This window comes from Pseudomonas sp. NPDC078700, from assembly GCF_044542375.1.
In the GTDB taxonomy this organism is placed as follows: Bacteria; Pseudomonadota; Gammaproteobacteria; order Pseudomonadales; family Pseudomonadaceae; genus Aquipseudomonas.
The window spans coordinates 796,043-815,208 of sequence record NZ_JBITUI010000001.1; the positions used below are offsets into that span (position 1 = coordinate 796,043).

The following is a 19,166-nucleotide window of genomic DNA, read 5'->3' on the forward strand; positions in this document are numbered from 1 at the left end:
TCTCAACTGGGAATAATCCATCAGGTGTAAAAACATTATTGCCACACAGGGATAATCAGCTACTTTTCGGTAGAATCATTCATTCACCTCATCACTACGAGCTCTGCCATTGAACAACTGGGAAGGCATCGATGAATTTGTTGCAGTTGCCGAGTGCGGGCAATTTACCGCAGCGGCAGACCGACTCGGCCTCTCATCCTCACAGGTAAGCCGCCAAGTTGCGCGCCTTGAGGAGCGCCTGCAAGCGAGACTGTTTTACCGCAGCACGCGCAAAGTGGCGTTGACCGAAGCCGGGCAAACCTTTCTGCAACACTGCCAACGCTTACAAGATGCGCGCGAAGAAGCGTTACGCGTGCTCAGCGACCTCAACAGTCAACCCAAGGGATTGCTGCGCATGACCTGTGCGGTGGCCTATGGCGAACGTTTTATTGTGCCGCTGGTCACTGAGTTTATGACGCTTCACCCACAGCTTCGGGTGGATATTGAGCTCAGTAATCGCCAGTTAGACCTGGTTAATGAGGGGCTGGACATGGCTATTCGTCTGGGCCGGTTGCAGGACTCAAGCCTGGTCGCAGCCAAACTGGCACCGCGAAAAATGTACCTGTGCGCGGCACCTGATTACCTCAAGCATTACGGCCGCCCTCACAGCTTGTCAGAACTTAGTCATCATAATTGCCTGATTGGCAGTTCCGACACGTGGAGCTTCAAGGTTAATCAACAGCAAACCTCTCAGCGGGTTCAGGGCAATTGGCGCTGCAACAGTGGTCAAGCAGTGCTCGATGCAGCATTACGCGGCTTGGGTCTTTGCCAACTGCCGGATTACTACGTGCAGGAGCATTTACGCAGTGGTGCGCTGATATCGTTGCTCGACAATCACCAGCCACCCAATACCGCCGTCTGGGCACTCTATCCACAGCAACGGCACCTCTCGCCAAAGGTCCGGCAATTGGTCGACTTCCTCAAAGCTGGACTGGCCAAACGCCATGAATATGCGCAGTGACAGAATGTCACAGATTCCACGGGAACCGCTTTAAGTCGCGCATCGTCGTAGCTAAGAAGGCCTAGCTTTTCTAGCCTTAATCAACGAGAGGAAACGGTCATGCAAGTACTGGTCAACAGTGACAAACATATTGAAGCCTCACTCGACTTAGTGACTAACGTACGCAGCCGCGTCGAGCAAAAAATTAAACGTTTCGAGGACCACCTGACTCGGATCGAGGCCCATCTCAGTGACGAGAATGCGCACAAGAGCGGCACCCAGGACAAGCGCTGCCAGATAGAAGCAAGAATGAAGGGGCGCGACCCCATCTCCGTCACCCATAACGCCGAATCACTGCATCAGGCGATAGATGGGGCGATTGATAAGCTAAGTACAGTACTTGACCGCAACGTCCGCAAGACCCGCGTAGCCTGACAGGCTATCGGGGCGATGGGGTGGGCAACTTTTGCCCACCCTTAGCGCTTTACGCTACCGGCAACATAGCGCCAGACAAGCCGCGCTACTCGCGATCACGCCAGATTCGGGTGAGGTTATTCAGGTCTTCCTGGCGAGTGACCTTGATGTTGTCAGCACGCCCCTCAATCAAGCGCGGCGACTGCCCAGCCCACTCAATTGCCGAAGCCTCATCGGTAATATTCACGTCCGACACCAGCGCTTCAGCCATGGCACGATGCAAAAAACCGAGGCGAAACATCTGCGGGGTATAGGCCTGCCAGATCACCGAGCGATCAACAGTTTCTTTGACCCGCCCGTCCGTGCCGGCACGTTTCAAGGTGTCGCGTGCCGGTACAGCAAGCAAACCGCCCACTGCATCATGGGCAAGTTCGGCCAGCAACAGGTCAAGGTCTTCGCGAGCCAGATTTGGCCGCGCAGCATCGTGCACCAGCACCCAATCATGTTCATCTGCGCCGAGCTCAGCAAGACGCAACAACGCACTGAGTACCGACTCGGCCCGCTCATCACCACCGACAGCCAACTCAATCCTAGGGTCACTGGCACAGGCTAACTGCGGCCAAAAGGGATCGTCCTCGGCAAGGCTTACAACCAAGCCTTTAAGGCGTGGATGATCAAGAAAGCAGTCGAGGCTGTGTTCAATTATGGTTTTACCGGCCAGCGGCAGATATTGTTTGGGGCGGTCGGCACGCATGCGACTGCCAATACCGGCAGCCGGAATGATAGCCCAGAAAGCGGGGAGTTTTTGCAAGGTCATTTCAGGGTCTTCAGGCAGTTATTCGGCAAGCTGATAAAGCGTCTCACCGTCTTTGACCATGCCCAACTCATGTCGTGCCCGTTCTTCGACAGTTTCCATGCCTTTTTTCAATTCACGCACTTCAGCCTCAAGCACACGATTGCGCTCAAGAAGACGTTCATTTTCACCCTGCTGGCTGGCAATCTGATCTTTTAGACCCGATACCTGCGCCAAGCTGCCCTCGCCGACCCAAAGCCGATACTGTAGGCCAGCCAGTATTAATATCAGAACAGGGAACAACCAATAAGCTTTACGCATAGCAACCAGAAAATCCGTCAAAAAAAAGGGCGACTGACGCCGCCCACCTTTTACCATGCTTAGCCTTAGCCGCGGAACTCTGCGATACCAAGATATGCTGCTTTCCCGCCCAACTGCTCTTCGATGCGCAGCAATTGGTTGTACTTGGACACACGGTCCGAGCGGCACAGGGAGCCGGTTTTGATCTGACCTGCCGCAGTGCCCACTGCCAAGTCAGCAATGGTTGAGTCTTCGGTTTCGCCGCTACGGTGCGAAATTACAGCGGTGTAGCCAGCTGCTTTAGCCATCTGAATTGCTTCGAGGGTTTCGGTCAGCGAGCCGATCTGGTTGAACTTGATCAGAATCGAGTTACCGATGCCCTTGTCGATGCCTTCTTTGAGGATCTTGGTGTTGGTCACGAACAGATCGTCACCCACCAGTTGAACCTTGCTGCCGATTTTGTCGGTCAGCACTTTCCAACCAGCCCAGTCAGACTCGTCCATGCCGTCTTCGATCGAGATGATCGGATAACGCTCAGACAAGCCCGCCAGATAATCTGCAAAACCTTCAGCGTCGAAGACTTTGCCTTCGCCAGCGAGGTCATACTTGCCGTCTTTGTAGAACTCGCTCGAAGCACAGTCCAGCGCCAGAGTGACATCGTCACCCAAGGTGTAACCGGCATTGGCAACCGCTTCAGAGATTGCGGCCAGCGCATCTTCGTTGGATGCCAGGTTAGGTGCAAAACCACCTTCATCACCCACCGAAGTGCTCAAGCCACGGGCTTTGAGAACGGCTTTGAGGTGATGGAAAATTTCGGCACCCATGCGCAGGGCTTCAGCGAAGTTTTTCGCGCCGACTGGCTGGACCATGAATTCTTGGATATCAACGTTGTTATCGGCATGCTCGCCACCGTTGATGATGTTCATCATCGGCACAGGCATCGAGTACACACCCGGCGTGCCGTTGAGGTCTGCGATGTGGGCGTAAAGTGGAACACCTTTAGCCTGAGCAGCGGCTTTGGCAGCGGCCAGGGATACGGCCAGAACAGCGTTGGCACCCAGCGAGGCTTTGTTCTCAGTGGCATCCAGAGCGATCATAGCGCGGTCTAGGGCCTGCTGATCCAAGGCATCTTTACCCAGTAGCAAATCACGAATAGGGCCATTGATGTTGGCAACGGCCTTCAACACGCCTTTGCCCATGTAACGGCTCTTGTCGCCATCACGCAGTTCCAGCGCCTCGCGAGAACCAGTTGAAGCACCCGATGGCGCACAAGCGCTACCGACGATACCGCCTTCAAGGATCACATCGGCTTCTACCGTTGGGTTGCCACGTGAATCCAGAACCTCACGGCCTTTGATGTCGACAATCTTTGCCATTGTGTTAAGCACTCCAAAAATTAACTAAAGTGAATCTCTACGTCGTAACAACGCTGCCAGAGACTCTCTAGAAAGCACCGCAGGCAATAAGTTGCTCAGCAAACCAACACGGAGTGAGCTGATGCAATTAGCTGACCGATCGGTCAGTTTATGCCCGGATTGCACTTTACCGGATAAGCGCCTTGTTAGGCAGTCTCAATCGGCGGAAAACTCTTTATCAAGTCATCAAGCTGCTTGAGCTGAGTCAGGAACGGCTCTAACTTGTCCAAACGCAAGGCACAAGGGCCATCGCACTTGGCGTTGTCTGGATCGGGATGTGCTTCGAGGAACAACCCGGCCAAGCCTTGGCTCATGCCCGCTTTGGCCAGATCAGTCACTTGCGCACGACGGCCACCAGCAGAATCCGCACGACCACCAGGCATCTGCAGCGCGTGGGTCACGTCAAAGAATACCGGGTATTCGAACTGCTTCATGATGCCGAAGCCGAGCATGTCCACCACCAGGTTGTTATAACCGAAGGAGGAGCCACGCTCACACAGGATCAATTGATCGTTACCGGCTTCAACACACTTGGCCAGAATATGCTGCATTTCCTGCGGAGCAAGGAACTGAGCCTTTTTGATATTGATGATCGCGCCGGTTTTGGCCATGGCCACAACCAGGTCAGTCTGACGCGATAAAAAGGCTGGCAGCTGAATGATGTCGCAGACATCAGCCACTGGCTGGGCTTGGTGCGGCTCGTGTACATCAGTGATGACTGGCACGCCGAAAGTCTTTTTGATTTCCTCAAAGACCTTCATGCCCTCTTCCAGGCCGGGGCCACGGAAAGAGGTCACAGAAGAACGGTTGGCCTTATCGAAACTGGCTTTGAATACATAGGGTATACCGAGTTTTTCAGTAACCCGCACATACTCTTCGCAAGCCTTCATCGCCAGATCACGGGATTCAATAACATTGATGCCACCGAACAGCACAAATGGCTTGTCGTTAGCGATTTCGATATTGCCTACGCGAACAATTTTCTGCGTCATGCATTAAGCCTTTTTGCTTTTCTGAGTTAGCGCAGCATTAACAAAGCCACTGAACAACGGGTGACCATCACGCGGAGTCGAAGTGAATTCCGGGTGGAACTGGCACGCCACAAACCATGGGTGATCAGGCGCTTCAACCACTTCAACCAAGGCACCATCACCAGAACGACCAGTGATCTTCAAGCCAGCTTCGGTCAGTTTCGGCAACAGGTTATTGTTGACCTCATAACGGTGGCGGTGACGCTCAACAATCACGTCTTTGCCGTAACAGTCATACACGCTAGAGCCGCTCGACAGCTGGCAGTCCTGAGCGCCGAGACGCATGGTGCCGCCCAGATCGGATGTCTCGGTACGCTGTTCGGTAGCGCCGGTAGCGTCTTGCCATTCGGTGATCAAACCGACCACCGGGTGAGCGCTTGAAGAGTCAAACTCAGTGGAGTTGGCGTCTTTCCAGCCCAGCACATTTCGGGCGAACTCGATAACGGCAACCTGCATACCCAGGCAGATACCCAGGTAAGGGATCTTGTTCTCACGGGCATAACGCACTGCTTCGATCTTGCCTTCAACACCGCGCAGACCAAAACCGCCCGGCACCAAAATCGCGTCAACACCTTCAAGCACCGAGGTGCCCTTGGTTTCGATCTCTTCAGAGTCGATATAACGCAGATTAACCTTGGTACGGTTCTGGATGCCGGCATGGCTCATCGCTTCAATCAGCGACTTATAGGCATCGAGCAGTTCCATGTACTTACCGACCATGGCGATATTGACTTCTTTTTCCGGGTTCAGCTTGGCATCAACCACGCGGTCCCACTCGGAAAGATCAGCACCGCCGCAATCCAGACCAAAACGTTCAACAACAAAGTCATCCAGACCCTGGGCGTGCAGCACCGAAGGAATCTTGTAGATGGTGTCGACGTCCTCCAGGGAGATCACTGCGCGTTCTTCAACGTTAGTGAACAAGGCAATCTTGCGACGCGAGGACACATCGATTGGGTGGTCGGAACGGCAAACCAGCACGTCAGGCTGCAAACCAATCGAGCGCAGCTCTTTAACCGAATGCTGGGTTGGCTTGGTTTTGGTTTCACCCGCAGTGGCAATGTACGGGACCAGTGTCAGGTGCATCAACATGGCGCGCTTGGCGCCCACTTCAACACGCAGCTGGCGAATAGCTTCAAGGAAAGGTTGCGATTCGATATCGCCAACCGTGCCACCGATTTCTACCATGGCCACATCAGCGTCACCAGCACCCTTGATAATACGGCGCTTGATTTCGTCAGTGATGTGCGGGATCACCTGAATGGTGGCACCGAGGTAATCACCACGGCGCTCACGGCGCAGCACGTCTTCGTAGACGCGACCGGTGGTGAAGTTGTTGTTCTGGGTCATGGTCGTGCGGATAAACCGCTCGTAGTGGCCCAGATCCAGGTCAGTTTCGGCGCCGTCGTGGGTAACGAATACTTCACCGTGCTGGAACGGGCTCATGGTGCCCGGGTCGACGTTGATATAGGGATCCAGCTTGAGCATCGTGACCTTCAGGCCCCGCGCCTCCAGGATAGCCGCCAGTGAAGCCGAAGCAATGCCCTTCCCCAAAGAAGAAACAACACCACCCGTGACGAAAATGTAGCGCGTCATGAAAAATCCTAGAAATCAGCGTTTAAGCGGTCAGCGCCGCCGGGGAAAGCGAAGGAAATGTAAAGCACCCGGTTACCAAATCGCAGTAACCAGAACGCATTCACCGAGTCGTTTTGCCTGCGGCAAACGGAATCAGCAAAAGCACTATTAAGACGGGAGCGTAGTCTACTCGAAAGCCCTTTTCAGCTCAAACCCAGATCGCTCGTCGGCAAATCCCAGACAAAACTCCACTGAGCGCCTTTAACGGCGCAGAGTTGCGGCATATTTGCCACGGCCATCAGCTGTCCATCACAGAGCAATAGCGGCAATCGGCCGCGAATAAATACCGCCAAAGCCTGTTCATTGAGCAAGCGTTTGAGGTCACGACGCCCACGCCCCGGTAGATTCATCACTTCACCGCCTTGGCGATAAACCACAGTCCAATCGCCCGCCGGCAGTTGGCCCTCAATGTGTACAGAGCCATTACCGGGTAAAGTTAACGGCTGCCCGGGCACCAGGCTCAAGTTGATAGGCGCGGGCTGCAGCAACCAATCACCGCTCAGCCACCACAACCGTTCATCGGCTCGGTGAATTTCACCGGCTGCCAGACGCCAAATCGGCGCGGCATCTATTGCTGCGTCACGCAAGCTGCGCCAGCCATCCCAATGCTCACTGTCGGGCATCGGCGTCAGTTCGCGCAGCCAGTAACGCAAGGCATTGCGTTGACGTGCGGGGCTCAACTCGCGCAAAGGCTGCAATTGCAGGCACGGCAGCTTGAGCCATGCACAGCTTGCTGCGCACTGAGCTGAAGCAAGATCCTGAACGGCCAGGTCATCAAGCATCTCAGAGGCTTCACGCAGGCGCTCGGTGGTTTGGCTCATATGGCCGACAGCATGCGGCCAGCGCTGGGTGAGCAGTGGCAATACCTGCCTGCGCAAAAAATTACGTGAGAATTGTTCATCACTGTTGGAGGGGTCTTCAACCCAGCGCAAGTCATGCTTGAGCGCGTAGTCCTGTAACTCGGACTGTGAGCAGTTAAGCAGAGGTCGCAGCATGCGCCCCTGCCCCAACGGACGCGTCACAGGCATTGCTGCCAACCCCCGAACGCCAGCGCCGCGCAGCAATCTGAACAACAAGGTCTCAGCTTGATCGTCGGCATGCTGGGCGACCAGCAGTAATTCACCAGCGCTCAACTCAGCGGTAAATGCCCTGTAGCGTGCATCACGCGCAGCCTGCTCCAGGCTAGCGCCTGGCGCAACCTTAACCCGCACGACCTTTAGCGGTATCGCCAACTCGGTGCAGACACCCTGGCAATGCTCTGGCCACAAGTCGCCCTCAGCCTGCAAGCCGTGATGAATATGGACAGCGAAGAGCGGCGGAGTGTGCTCGCGTTGCGCAAGACTCGCCAAAATATGCAGCAGGACAGTGGAATCGAGACCACCAGAAAAGGCGACTCGCCAAGCGGTAGCCTGACGCCAAGGGGCTAAATTTTCCAGCACCTTGGCAGTCAAGCTCATGTCGCACACCTGGTTATTGCAAGGCAGGCCAGCGAAGGCCCGCACTGCACGCTTATGCGATACCGTAGCTCATCAGACGCTCATAACGACGCGCCAATAGCTCTTCAGTGCTGTGCTTTTTCAGCTCTTTAAGCTGAGCCCCCAGCGCCTGACGGACTGATTCAGCCGCCGCTGCAGGGTCACGGTGAGCGCCACCCAGTGGCTCGCCGATCACCTGATCAACAATCCCCAAGCCTTTGAGGCGCTCAGCGGTAATGCCCATGGCCTCAGCTGCATCCGGTGCCTTCTCTGCGGTTTTCCACAGAATAGAGGCGCAACCTTCTGGCGAAATCACCGAGTAGGTCGAGTACTGCAGCATGTTCAACTGATCGCACACACCAATGGCCAATGCACCGCCAGAACCACCTTCACCAATTACAGTGGCAATGATCGGGGTTTTCAAGCGCGCCATAACCCGCAGGTTCCAGGCAATCGCTTCACTTTGCCCACGCTCCTCCGCATCGATACCCGGATAAGCACCCGGGGTGTCGATAAAGGTCACGATTGGCATTTTGAAACGCTCAGCCATTTCCATCAGGCGACAGGCTTTACGGTAGCCCTCTGGACGTGGCATGCCAAAGTTGCGACGCACCTTTTCACGAACATCACGTCCCTTCTGATGACCGATGACCATTACTGGCTCACCGTCCAAACGGGCAACACCGCCAACGAGGGCCGCATCATCAGAGAAATGACGATCACCATGCAGCTCGTCGAACTCAGTGAAAATATGCCCAAGGTAGTCAAGGGTATAGGGGCGACGCGGGTGGCGCGCAAGTTGCGCGACCTGCCAGCTGCTGAGGTTGCCGAAAATGGTTTCGGTGAGGGTGCTGCTTTTATCTTGCAGGCGAGCAATCTCGTCATTGATGTTCAACGAGTTGTCGTTACCAACCAGGCGAAGCTCTTCGATCTTGGCTTGCAGGTCGGCGATCGGCTGTTCGAAATCGAGAAAATTCGGGTTCATAGTCATCCGTCTTGCGTCGACGGCCAAGTGGCCGGGAGCTGTATCCGTTCGCGCCATACATTAATGGATCAGGCGCATCGAGGTCGACACCTGAGTGTGAGCACTGCATCGTCTTTTGCAACAACATCAGTACCCAGACCACTCAGGGCCATAATTTATCCAGCTAATTTGCAGGCTGAATTTCAGCGCTAAAAATTAGCGGTAGTGCAGGAAGACGTTGTCTTTCCCGAACTGGTCACGCAATGCCTGAATCAAACTGTCTGCCGGATTGATTCTCCACCCCTCGCCAAACTGCAACAGCGCCTTGGCATCTGTGCTGCTGTAATCCATGGTGATGGGGCAAACACCGCGATGGCGACTGCACAAGTCAGCCAGCCAGCGCAGCTTGTCACCTTTGAGCGCGTCACTTGCGATTTTCAAGCGTAGGCTATCCGCAAGACCGGTGCGCGCCTCCTCCAGGCTCATCACCCGCTTGGCACGCAAACGCAAGCCGCCGGAAAAATCATCATTGCTGACTTCACCTTCGACAACCACCAGCGCATCACTTTGCAGCAATGCCTGATTACTGGCAAATGCGTCGGCAAACAATGACGCTTCGATGCGCCCGGACCGGTCATCCAGGGTGATAAAGCCCATCTTGTCGCCTTTCTTGTTCTTCATCACCCGCAGGTTAACGATCAACCCGGCAACCGTTTGGGTATCGCGTGCAGGCTTGAGATCAATAATGCGCTGCCGAGCAAAACGCCGGACCTCACCTTCATACTCATCAATAGGATGGCCGGTCAGGTAAAGTCCCAAGGTATCCTTCTCACCCTTGAGCCGCTCTTTGAGGGTCAGCTCGCGCGCCTTGAGGTGATTGACGTAGACGTCCTGCTCTTCGTCAGCAAAGACCCCTCCGAATAGGTCCATATGGCCGCTGTCATGGCTACGAGCGGTTTGCTCCGCGGCTTGAACAGCTTCCTCCATGGCCGCCAACAACACCCCACGATTGCGGTCAATATTGGCGTGGTACGCCTTGATCTCCTCATGGAAATGCGGGCCAAGGCGGTCCAGCGCACCGCTGCGCACCAGCGCATCCAGGGTGCGCTTGTTGATGCGCTTAAGGTCAACCCGCGAACAGAAATCGAACAGATCCTTGAACGGCCCGTCACGGCGCGACTCAACAATGGCCTCAACCGGGCCTTCGCCGACGCCCTTGATGGCCCCCAGACCGTAAACGATCCAGCCTTCGTCGTTGACCGTGAATTTAAATTCAGAGGTATTTACGTCTGGCGCATCAAGACGCAGCTTCATGCTGCGGCATTCTTCAATCAGGGTGACGACTTTGTCGGTGTTGTGCATATCCGCCGACAATACGGCAGCCATAAAGGCGGCGGAGTGGTGAGCCTTGAGCCATGCAGTCTGATAGGAAAGCAAGCCGTAAGCGGCCGAGTGGGACTTGTTAAAACCATAGCCGGCGAATTTTTCCACCAGGTCGAAAATGTTACCCGCCAGATCGCCATCAATGCCGTTATTGGCACAGCCCTCAATGAAGCCGCCACGCTGCTTGGCCATTTCCTCAGGTTTCTTCTTACCCATGGCGCGGCGCAGCATGTCGGCACCACCAAGGGTGTACCCGGCCATCACCTGGGCAATCTGCATCACCTGTTCTTGATACAGAATAATCCCGTAAGTCGGTGCTAAAACCGGCTGCAGGCCTTCGTATTGATAGTCCTGGTGCGGGTAAGAAATCGGCTCGCGGCCATGCTTACGGTTGATAAAGTCATCAACCATGCCGGACTGCAGCGGCCCCGGACGGAACAAGGCTACAAGGGCGATCATGTCTTCCAAGCAGTCGGGCTTGAGCTTTTTGATCAGCTCTTTCATGCCCCGTGATTCAAGCTGGAATACCGCTGTGGTTTCCGCCTTTTGCAGCATGGCAAAGGTCGGTTTGTCGTCGAGCGGGATAAAGTCGATATTCAGATCAGGCAAGCCCTGCTTGGCCTGCTCGCGGTTGATGGTTTCCATCGCCCACTTGATGATCGTCAGTGTGCGCAACCCTAGGAAGTCGAACTTGACCAGCCCTGCTGATTCAACGTCGTCTTTATCGAACTGGGTCACCAGACCATTGCCCTCTTCATCACAGGCAATGGGCGAAAAGTCAGTCAGCTTGGTCGGCGCGATAACCACACCACCGGCGTGCTTACCTGTGCCCCGGCAGATGCCCTCAAGCTTGAGCGACATGTCCCAGATTTCAGCAGCCTCTTCATCGGTCTTGAGGAAGTCGCGCAGCGGCTCTTCCATTTCAAAAGCTTTGGCCAGGGTCATGCCGACTTCAAATGGAATCATCTTCGACAGACGATCAGCCAGACCATATGACTTGCCCTGTGCCCGCGCCACGTCCCGCACTACCGCCTTGGCCGCCATCGTGCCGAAGGTGATGATCTGACTCACCGCATTGCGCCCGTACTTCTGCGCAACGTAATCGATCACCCGATCGCGACCGTCCATGCAGAAGTCGACGTCGAAGTCGGGCATCGACACCCGCTCAGGATTGAGGAATCGCTCGAAAAGCAGGTCGTACGCCAGAGGATCAAGGTCAGTAATTTTCTGCACATAAGCCACTAGCGAACCAGCACCCGACCCACGGCCTGGGCCCACTGGTACGCCATTGTTTTTGGCCCATTTGATGAAGTCCATTACGATCAGGAAGTAACCGGGGAACCCCATCTGAATAATGATATCCAGTTCAAAATTCAGCCGGTCAATGTACACCTGCTTCTTGGCGTCGTAGTCCGGCGTGTCTTTGGGGAGCAGCACTTCCAGGCGTTCATCGAGACCATCGAAAGAGACTTTGCGAAAGTACTCATCCATGGTCATGCCGTCTGGAATTGGGAAGTTCGGCAGGAAATAAGTACCCAGTTGCACATCAATGTTGCAACGCTTGGCGATTTCGACAGTGTTCGCCAACGCCTCGGGCAAGTCGCTGAAGAGCTCCGCCATTTCTTCTGGCGACTTCAGGTATTGCTGGTCGGAGTACAGACGCAACCGGCGCGGGTCATCAAGCGGACGCCCTTCACCAATACACACCCGCGTTTCGTGGGCCTCGTAATCATCCTGCTTGATAAAGCGCACATCATTGGTGGCCACCAATGGCGCCGACAATCGCTCTGCCAATGCCACGGCGGCGTGCACATGCTCTTCGTCGTTTACCCGGTTGGTACGCTGCACCTCCAGATAGAAGCGTTCAGGAAAGACGCCCATCCATTCATTGAGCGTAGCCTCAGCCAGTGCCTGATCACCCGCCAACAAAGCCAGACCGACTTCGCCCTCTTTGGAGCCCGATAGCGCGATCAAGCCTTCGCTGGCTTCCTTGACCCAGTCACGCTGGATAATCACCAAGTCATTGCTCTGCCCGTCACTCCAGCCGCGTGAAATCAGCTCGGTGAGGTTGCGGTAGCCCTTGGCGTTCATCACCAATAAAGTCATACGGGTCAGCGGGCCGTCTTCACTGGCACTGGCCATCCAGATATCGGCCCCGCATATAGGCTTGATGCCACCGCCCATGGCCGCTTTGTAGAACTTTACCAACGAGCACATATTGCTCTGGTCAGTCACAGCTACCGCTGGCATGCCCGCACCGGCAACTGACTTGATCAGGGGCTTAACCCGGACCAGGCCGTCGACCAGCGAAAACTCGGTGTGCACACGTAAATGGACGAACGAAGCAGTCATGGCAGCCCTTACAAAACACAAAAACGACAAGGCCCGGATTGTACCGGGCCTTGGATAAAACATCAGCCTGAGTTGATCAACCCTAGCAGTTTAATCCCGTTAACTCAGCAACTAAGCCTGCTTGCGGTCATCCCAGACGCCCGCTTCAAGCTTCTTTTGTACCTCTGGATATTGCGTGGCATCAAAGGTTGGCAGCAGCCCGGCTTTACGTTGAGCGTTGTAATCCTTGGCCAACTTGAACGCCAGATTTGACAGCAGCAGAATCGCAACCAGGTTAGTAATCGCCATTAAGCCCATGGACACGTCTGCCAGATTCCAGACAAACGGCAATGATGCCAAGGCACCAAACATGACCATGGCCAACACCAGCAAGCGGAAGATCAGCAGGCCAGACTTGTGGTTGTGCTCAAGAAACACCAGACAGTTTTCGGCGTAGAAGTAGTTCGCCACAATCGAGGTGAAGGCGAAGAACAAGATCACCACCGTCAGGAAGTATTTAGCCCAGCCACCGAGTTCACTACTTAGCGCATCCTGCACCAGGGTGATGCCCGCCGCGGTACCAGTAGGAACTTGAGCCAACAGAATAATGGCTGCCGACGCAGTGCAAATCAGCATGGTGTCAATAAACACACCCGCCATTTGCACATAGCCCTGTGACACCGGATGGGGCGGATAAGGCGTGGCAGAGGCGGCAGCATTGGGTGCCGAGCCCATACCGGCTTCGTTAGAAAACAGGCCACGTTTGAAACCGTTCATAATTGCCGCGCCGATACCCCCAGCCGCCGCTTCATGCAACCCGAAAGCGCTTTTGAAGATCAACACCAATACTGCCGGGACCTCGGAGATATTGATGACGATGATGACCAACGCGCTCAATAAATAGGCCGCTGCCATAACCGGTACAGCCAGCTCAGAGAAGCGTGCAATCGCACGCATGCCGCCGAAGATAATGATCGAGGTCAGCACCACCAACCCGGCACCGATGGCGATAGACGCGATTGGAATCTCAGTCTGGCCAAGGCTAAGGTTTCCCCAATCCAGCGCAAAAGCACCGATCAAGGCGCCGCTGATGGTGTTGGCCTGAACCGAATTGAAAACAAAACCAAACGCAATGATCAGAAATATCGAGAACAGAATCCCCATCCAGCGCGCATTAAGGCCGCGCTCCATGTAATAGGCAGGGCCACCGCGGAACTGACCAGACTCGTCACGGGTTTTGAATAATTGGGCCAAGGTGGCCTCAACAAAACCTGTGGCCATGCCAATAATGGCGATCAACCACATCCAGAAAATCGCCCCGGGACCGCCCAAGGTGATTGCCACCGCGACACCCGCAATATTACCGGTGCCCACACGCGCGGCCAGTGAGGTGCATAACGCCTGGAACGATGAGATGCCCGAGTCATCACTCTGCCGGCTGCCCTTGAGCACGCTGAAGATATGCCCGAACTGGCGCAACTGAATAGCGCCCAGCCTTACGGTGAAATACAAACCACTACCGACCAACAGCCAGATAAGGATTTTGCCCCAGATCAGGCCATTAAGAATATCAACAACCTGCGTGGCGATACCTTGCATTGATCACTCCCTACCGCGCAAAGCGGCTATCCGTTGGACCATGATTAGGCCCGGGAAAATTAAACTCGGACGCTAGCGACGAGCAAGACGGCGCAATTGCGCGCTAAGAATCTCAGCTGAAAATAGAGCCTGGTGGCGCTATCTCAGTGTAGACAGAGAAAGGGCATGGACTTTCCAGCATTGCAGGTGATGGCTGCATGTGAGGGTGCGACCAATCAGGTCAATGAAGCGACATTTACGCCAAAATAGAGGCTATTCAGGCAGCAACATACGCACTGGCGCAAATGAACGCCGGTGAATTGGGGTGGGCCCCAAGCGCCTTAAGGCTTCAAGATGGACCGCTGTCGGATAACCTTTATGCCCTGCGATTCCGTAACCGGGGTACTGCAGATCCAGCGCCTGCATCTCGCGGTCGCGACTGACTTTTGCCAGAATTGAAGCGGCGGCGATGGCAGGCACCTGGCTATCACCCTTAACCACTGCGGCACTTGGCACTTGCAGCTTAGGGCAGCGATTGCCATCGATAAGGGCCAGTTTTGGCGTGACGCTTAAGCCTTCAACCGCGCGCTGCATGGCCAACATGGTGGCGTGGAGAATATTGAGTTGATCGATTTCTTCAACTTCTGCGCGGGCGATACACCAAGACAAGGCCTTTTCGCGGATTTCATCAAAGAGTTTTTCGCGGCGCGCTGCTGTGAGTTTCTTTGAGTCGTTTAACCCGAGGATCGGCCGGGCCGGGTCGAGAATAACGGCAGCAGTTACTACAGCGCCGCAAAGTGGTCCACGGCCAACTTCATCGACACCGGCGACCAACTCTTGAACCTGACTGAAATCTAAACCTAGTTGCATCAGTTGCGCTCGATCAACTCAAGCACCGCGTCCGCTGCCTGTGCCGAAGCATCACAGCGCAAGGTCCGGTGGATTTGATCAAAGCCCAGGGTCTGCTCAGCGCCGCCATCTACCAATGGCGCTAATAGTTGCGCCAAGGCTTCGGGCGTAGCGGCATCTTGAATCAGTTCAGGCACCAACAAGCGCTCTGCCAGCAAGTTAGGCAGCGAAATATAAGGACTCTTAACCATGCGGCTGAGAATCTTAAAGGTCAGTGGCGCTACGCGGTAAGCCACAATCATCGGTCGCTTGTATAACAACGCTTCAAGCGTCGCAGTGCCGGAGGCAATCAACACCGAATCGCAAGCCGCCAAAGCCAAATGCGACTGACCATTGAGCAGCTTCAGTGGCAGATCGCGATTGATCAGCATTTGTTCAATTTGTTCGCGGCGCTGCGCATTTGCGCAAGGCACAACAAACTGAATACCGGGGCGCAAATTGCGTAAACGCTCAGCCGCGTCAAAAAACAGCGGGGCCAACCGTGACACTTCCCCACCACGACTGCCTGGCATCAGCGCGACAACAGGCCCATCAAGTGGCAGGTCGAGCACCTCACGGGCAGCGCTGCGATCAGCCTGCAACGGGATAGCATCGGCCAGTGGGTGACCCACAAAACGCACCGGCACCTGGTAATCGTCGTAGAACTTGGCTTCAAACGGAAACAGCGTCAGCATCAAATCGCAGGCTTGACGAATTTTCAGCACACGCTTTTGCCGCCAAGCCCACACAGAGGGACTGACGTAGTGCACGGTTTTAATCCCGGTACGGCGCAGCTTAAGCTCTAGATCAAGATTGAAGTCAGGGGCATCAATGCCAATAAATACGTCGGGTTTAGCCGCGATAAGATCGCGCAATAAATGACGACGACGCTTGAGAAGTTCAGGCAGACGGCCAAGCACCTCAACCAACCCCATCACCGACAGTCGCTCCATCGGGAAGATTGATTGCAAGCCTTCGGCTTCCATCAGCGGGCCGCCAACACCGATAAACTCGACATCGCCATGGCGCTGCTTCAATGCCTGAATCAGACCGGCGCCAAGAATGTCACCGGAAGCCTCACCCGCTACCAGAGCTACACATATGCGAGCCATGCTTAGCGAGTAATGCCGCGCTGGGAGGCCTGGATAGAGTCACGGAATACCGCGACTTCAGGGAATTCGTTCGACGGCTCCGCCAGCTCTTTCAAGGCTTCTTCGATGGTCAGCCCCTGACGGTAAACCGTTTTGTAGGCACGGCGCAGTGCATGGATCGACTCCGCCGAGAAACCACGCCGGCGCAAGCCCTCAAAGTTCATACTGCGGGCTTCAGCAGGGTTGCCAGAAACCGTGACATAAGCCGGAACATCTTTGCCAATTGCAGTGCCCATACCGGCAAAGCTATGCGCACCGATGTGGCAGAACTGATGCACCAAGGTGTAGCCAGACAAAATTGCCCAGTCACCAATGTGTACATGCCCGGCCAGGGCGACGTTATTAACCAGGATGCAGTGATTACCCACCACACTGTCATGGCCAATGTGGGCATAAGCCATGATCAAGTTGTGATCGCCAACGGTGGTTTCATCACGGTCTTGAATCGTTCCGCGGTGCATGGTGACACCTTCGCGGATGATGTTGTGATCGCCAATTACCAGACGGGTTGGCTCACCTTTGTACTTGCGGTCGGGGGTGTCTTCCCCCAACGAAGCGAATTGATAGACACGATTGTGTTTACCAATTCGAGTTGGCCCTTTGATAATTACATTAGGCCCAAGCACTGTACCCTCACCAATTTCTACATCGGGCCCGATAATCGCCCACGGGCCGACAGTAACGTCGTCAGCCAGCTTGGCAGCGGGATCGATAATGGCACGAGGGTCAATCAAACTCATAATTTGCGTTCCGCACAGATCACTTCAGCTGAACAGACTTCCTTGCCGTCGACACTGGCTTTACATTCGAATTTCCAAATACTGCGCTTGGTGCTGAGAAACTTAGCTTCCAAGACCAGACGATCACCCGGCACAACCGGCTGACGAAAGCGTAGTTTATCCGAGCCAACAAAGTAATACAGTGTGCCGTCGCTCGGTTTCAGGTCCATCATCTTGAACCCGAGAATGCCTGCTGCCTGAGCCATTGCTTCAATGATCAGTACGCCGGGCATAATAGGATGCTCAGGAAAATGACCATTAAAGAATGGCTCATTGATGCTGACATTTTTGTAGGCACGAATAGTCTTGCCTTCTACGTCTAGATTGTCGACGCGGTCTACCAGTAGGAATGGGTAGCGATGCGGCAAGTACTCGCGAATTTCGTTGATGTCCATCATTTCCAGAGAAGCCTGTAGTAAATAAAGAAGAGCACGACTTTAGCCATGCTCAAGCATCAGATGAGGCGTTCCCGCTAGAAGTCACCGCAGCCAGCTGTTTTTCCAGCTGTTGCAGGCGTCGCGCCATATCGTCCAGTTGACGAATGCGCGCTGCACTTTTGCGCCACTCACCTGCGGGTTGCATTGCTGTACCAGACGAATAAGAGCCTGGTTCGGTAATGTTGCGGGTGACCATGGTCATCCCGGTTACAAATACCCCATCACACACTTCGATGTGGCCAACCATGCCCACACCACCTGCAATCATGCAGTTTTTGCCTATTTTGGTGCTGCCAGAAATACCGACACAACCGGCCATGGCGGTGTTATCACCCACCTGTACGTTGTGCGCGATCATGATCTGGTTATCCAGCTTGACGCCATTACCGATCAGGGTGTCTGCCAAAGCGCCGCGGTCGATGGTGGTATTGGCGCCAATCTCGACATTATTGCCGATTTGCACCCCACCAATCTGGGCTATTTTCTGCCAAACACCTTTCTCATTGGCAAAGCCAAAGCCTTCACCACCGATAACCGCGCCGGACTGGATCACTACAGCCTTGCCGATTCGCACATCGTGGTAGATGGTCACCCGCGGGGCTAACCAGCCACCTTCGCCAATCACCGAGCGTGCTCCGATCACGCAATGCGCGCCGACAGTCACGCCGGCAGCAATACTGGCACCGCTCTCAATCACCGCAAACGCGCCAATGCTAGCTGTTGCGTCAACCTGGGTATCCGCAGCAATTTGCGCGCTAGGATGAACCCCGGCAGCTGCTACAGGCTTAGGATCGAAAGCATGTGACAGTTCGGCATAGGCCAGATATGGATTCGCCACAATCAAGGCATCACCGCTGTAGCTTTCAGCATCAGCCACAGTCAACAAAACCGCAGCGGCCTGGCAACTAGCCAGATGTTTGCGGTATTGGGGGTTTGCCAGAAAGCTTAGCTGCTGCGCGTTGGCCTCCTGCAAGGTTGCCAAGCCCGATATGACTTTGTCAGCCGGGCCACGCAGTGTAGCGCCAAGACGCTGGGCCAACTGACCCAGCGTGTAAACCGGTGCGCTCATGATCAACGCATCTGATTCATGCGCTCGATAACCTGGCGTGTGACGTCGTACTGAGGTTTGACATCAATAACTGCGCCACGCTCGAGAACCAAATCAAAGCTGCCTTTCTTGATCACTTCTTCAACAGCCTTATCAAGGTTCGGCTTGAGTTTTTTCAGCATGTCGCGGTCAGCAGCAGCTTTTTGCTCGTTGAGTTCTTTGGACTGGAACTGGAAGTCACGGGCTTTTTGCTTGAAATCAAGCTCAAGACGCTCGCGATCGGAGTCCTTCATGCTTTTCCCGCCTTTTACCAGGCGATCCTGAATACTCTTGGCATCGCTTTCCAGCTTTTTCAGCTTGCTCAGTTGCGGGCCGAATTTTTTCTCGGCATCAACGGCATAACGCTTGGCTGCATCAGATTCCAGCAGGGCCATTTGGTAGTTCAGTACAGCAATTTTCATCTCTGCCATAGCTGGGGTAGCAACCGACAGCATGGCAACGCTTAACAGAACAACTTGAGTAATTTTACGCACGGTACACTCCTGCAAAAATCCATTTTTGTTGA

General features: G+C 54.7%; 17 protein-coding genes. 2 read left to right on the forward strand and 15 right to left on the reverse strand.

The features are described from left to right. Window positions 1–109: 109 nt before the first annotated feature. Both ACIGCM_RS03915 and ACIGCM_RS03920 read left to right on the forward strand, forming a co-directional pair. On the forward strand, window positions 110–1,000 hold the full coding sequence (locus tag ACIGCM_RS03915; protein ID WP_397500703.1) for a LysR substrate-binding domain-containing protein: 891 nt from the start codon (window positions 110–112) through the stop codon (window positions 998–1,000). A 99-nt stretch (window positions 1,001–1,099) separates the two neighbouring features. Next, on the forward strand, window positions 1,100–1,414 hold the full coding sequence (locus ACIGCM_RS03920; RefSeq protein ID WP_397500704.1) for an HPF/RaiA family ribosome-associated protein: 315 nt from the start codon (window positions 1,100–1,102) through the stop codon (window positions 1,412–1,414). Between the two features lie 85 nt (window positions 1,415–1,499). On the opposite strand, the gene ispD is transcribed toward ACIGCM_RS03920, so the two are convergent. From ispD to ACIGCM_RS03995, 15 genes are all read right to left on the reverse strand, one after another. Further along, on the reverse strand, window positions 1,500–2,210 hold the full coding sequence (ispD, locus tag ACIGCM_RS03925; RefSeq protein WP_397500705.1) for a 2-C-methyl-D-erythritol 4-phosphate cytidylyltransferase: 711 nt from the start codon (window positions 2,208–2,210) through the stop codon (window positions 1,500–1,502). A gap of 18 nt (window positions 2,211–2,228) precedes the next feature. After that, complete coding sequence (gene ftsB, locus ACIGCM_RS03930; RefSeq protein WP_397500706.1) at window positions 2,229–2,507, reverse strand: cell division protein FtsB; 279 nt, start codon at window positions 2,505–2,507, stop codon at window positions 2,229–2,231. Between the two features lie 65 nt (window positions 2,508–2,572). Then, the gene (eno, locus tag ACIGCM_RS03935) at window positions 2,573–3,862 is read right to left on the reverse strand and encodes a phosphopyruvate hydratase (protein ID WP_397500707.1); all 1,290 of its coding nucleotides are present in this window, start codon (window positions 3,860–3,862) and stop codon (window positions 2,573–2,575) included. 185 nt (window positions 3,863–4,047) lie between these two features. Continuing rightward, window positions 4,048–4,893, reverse strand: a complete 846-nt coding sequence (gene kdsA / locus ACIGCM_RS03940; protein WP_397500708.1) for a 3-deoxy-8-phosphooctulonate synthase — start codon at window positions 4,891–4,893, stop codon at window positions 4,048–4,050. A gap of 3 nt (window positions 4,894–4,896) precedes the next feature. Beyond that, complete coding sequence (locus ACIGCM_RS03945) at window positions 4,897–6,528, reverse strand: CTP synthase (protein ID WP_397500709.1); 1,632 nt, start codon at window positions 6,526–6,528, stop codon at window positions 4,897–4,899. Window positions 6,529–6,710: 182 nt separating this feature from the next. Then, entirely contained in the window at window positions 6,711–8,024 is a 1,314-nt protein-coding gene (tilS, locus tag ACIGCM_RS03950; protein ID WP_397500710.1) for a tRNA lysidine(34) synthetase TilS, read from the reverse strand. Between the two features lie 52 nt (window positions 8,025–8,076). Further along, window positions 8,077–9,027, reverse strand: coding sequence for an acetyl-CoA carboxylase carboxyl transferase subunit alpha (gene accA, locus ACIGCM_RS03955; protein ID WP_397500711.1), 951 nt, complete (start codon window positions 9,025–9,027; stop codon window positions 8,077–8,079). Between the two features lie 195 nt (window positions 9,028–9,222). Beyond that, a complete protein-coding gene (gene dnaE / locus ACIGCM_RS03960) occupies window positions 9,223–12,741 on the reverse strand; it encodes a DNA polymerase III subunit alpha (RefSeq protein ID WP_397500712.1) in 3,519 nt (1,172 codons plus the stop codon). A gap of 111 nt (window positions 12,742–12,852) precedes the next feature. Continuing rightward, entirely contained in the window at window positions 12,853–14,319 is a 1,467-nt protein-coding gene (locus tag ACIGCM_RS03965) for an alanine/glycine:cation symporter family protein (protein WP_397500713.1), read from the reverse strand. 252 nt (window positions 14,320–14,571) lie between these two features. Then, window positions 14,572–15,168, reverse strand: a complete 597-nt coding sequence (gene rnhB, locus ACIGCM_RS03970) for a ribonuclease HII (RefSeq protein WP_397500714.1) — start codon at window positions 15,166–15,168, stop codon at window positions 14,572–14,574. Continuing rightward, window positions 15,168–16,298 (reverse strand): lipid-A-disaccharide synthase, encoded by a 1,131-nt coding sequence (lpxB, locus tag ACIGCM_RS03975; protein ID WP_397500715.1) that lies wholly within the window; start codon window positions 16,296–16,298, stop codon window positions 15,168–15,170. The genes rnhB and lpxB overlap by 1 nt, the downstream gene beginning before the upstream one ends. Window positions 16,299–16,300: 2 nt before the next feature. Next, entirely contained in the window at window positions 16,301–17,077 is a 777-nt protein-coding gene (gene lpxA, locus ACIGCM_RS03980) for an acyl-ACP--UDP-N-acetylglucosamine O-acyltransferase (protein WP_397500716.1), read from the reverse strand. Continuing rightward, entirely contained in the window at window positions 17,074–17,514 is a 441-nt protein-coding gene (gene fabZ / locus ACIGCM_RS03985) for a 3-hydroxyacyl-ACP dehydratase FabZ (protein ID WP_339486102.1), read from the reverse strand. The genes lpxA and fabZ overlap by 4 nt, the downstream gene beginning before the upstream one ends. A 49-nt stretch (window positions 17,515–17,563) precedes the next feature. Beyond that, window positions 17,564–18,625 carry a UDP-3-O-(3-hydroxymyristoyl)glucosamine N-acyltransferase gene (gene lpxD / locus ACIGCM_RS03990; RefSeq protein WP_397501108.1) on the reverse strand — a complete coding sequence of 354 codons (1,062 nt, stop codon included), beginning with the start codon at window positions 18,623–18,625 and terminating at the stop codon, window positions 17,564–17,566. Continuing rightward, the gene (locus tag ACIGCM_RS03995; protein WP_397500717.1) at window positions 18,625–19,134 is read right to left on the reverse strand and encodes an OmpH family outer membrane protein; all 510 of its coding nucleotides are present in this window, start codon (window positions 19,132–19,134) and stop codon (window positions 18,625–18,627) included. The genes lpxD and ACIGCM_RS03995 overlap by 1 nt, the downstream gene beginning before the upstream one ends. Between the last annotated feature and the right edge of the window lie 32 nt (window positions 19,135–19,166).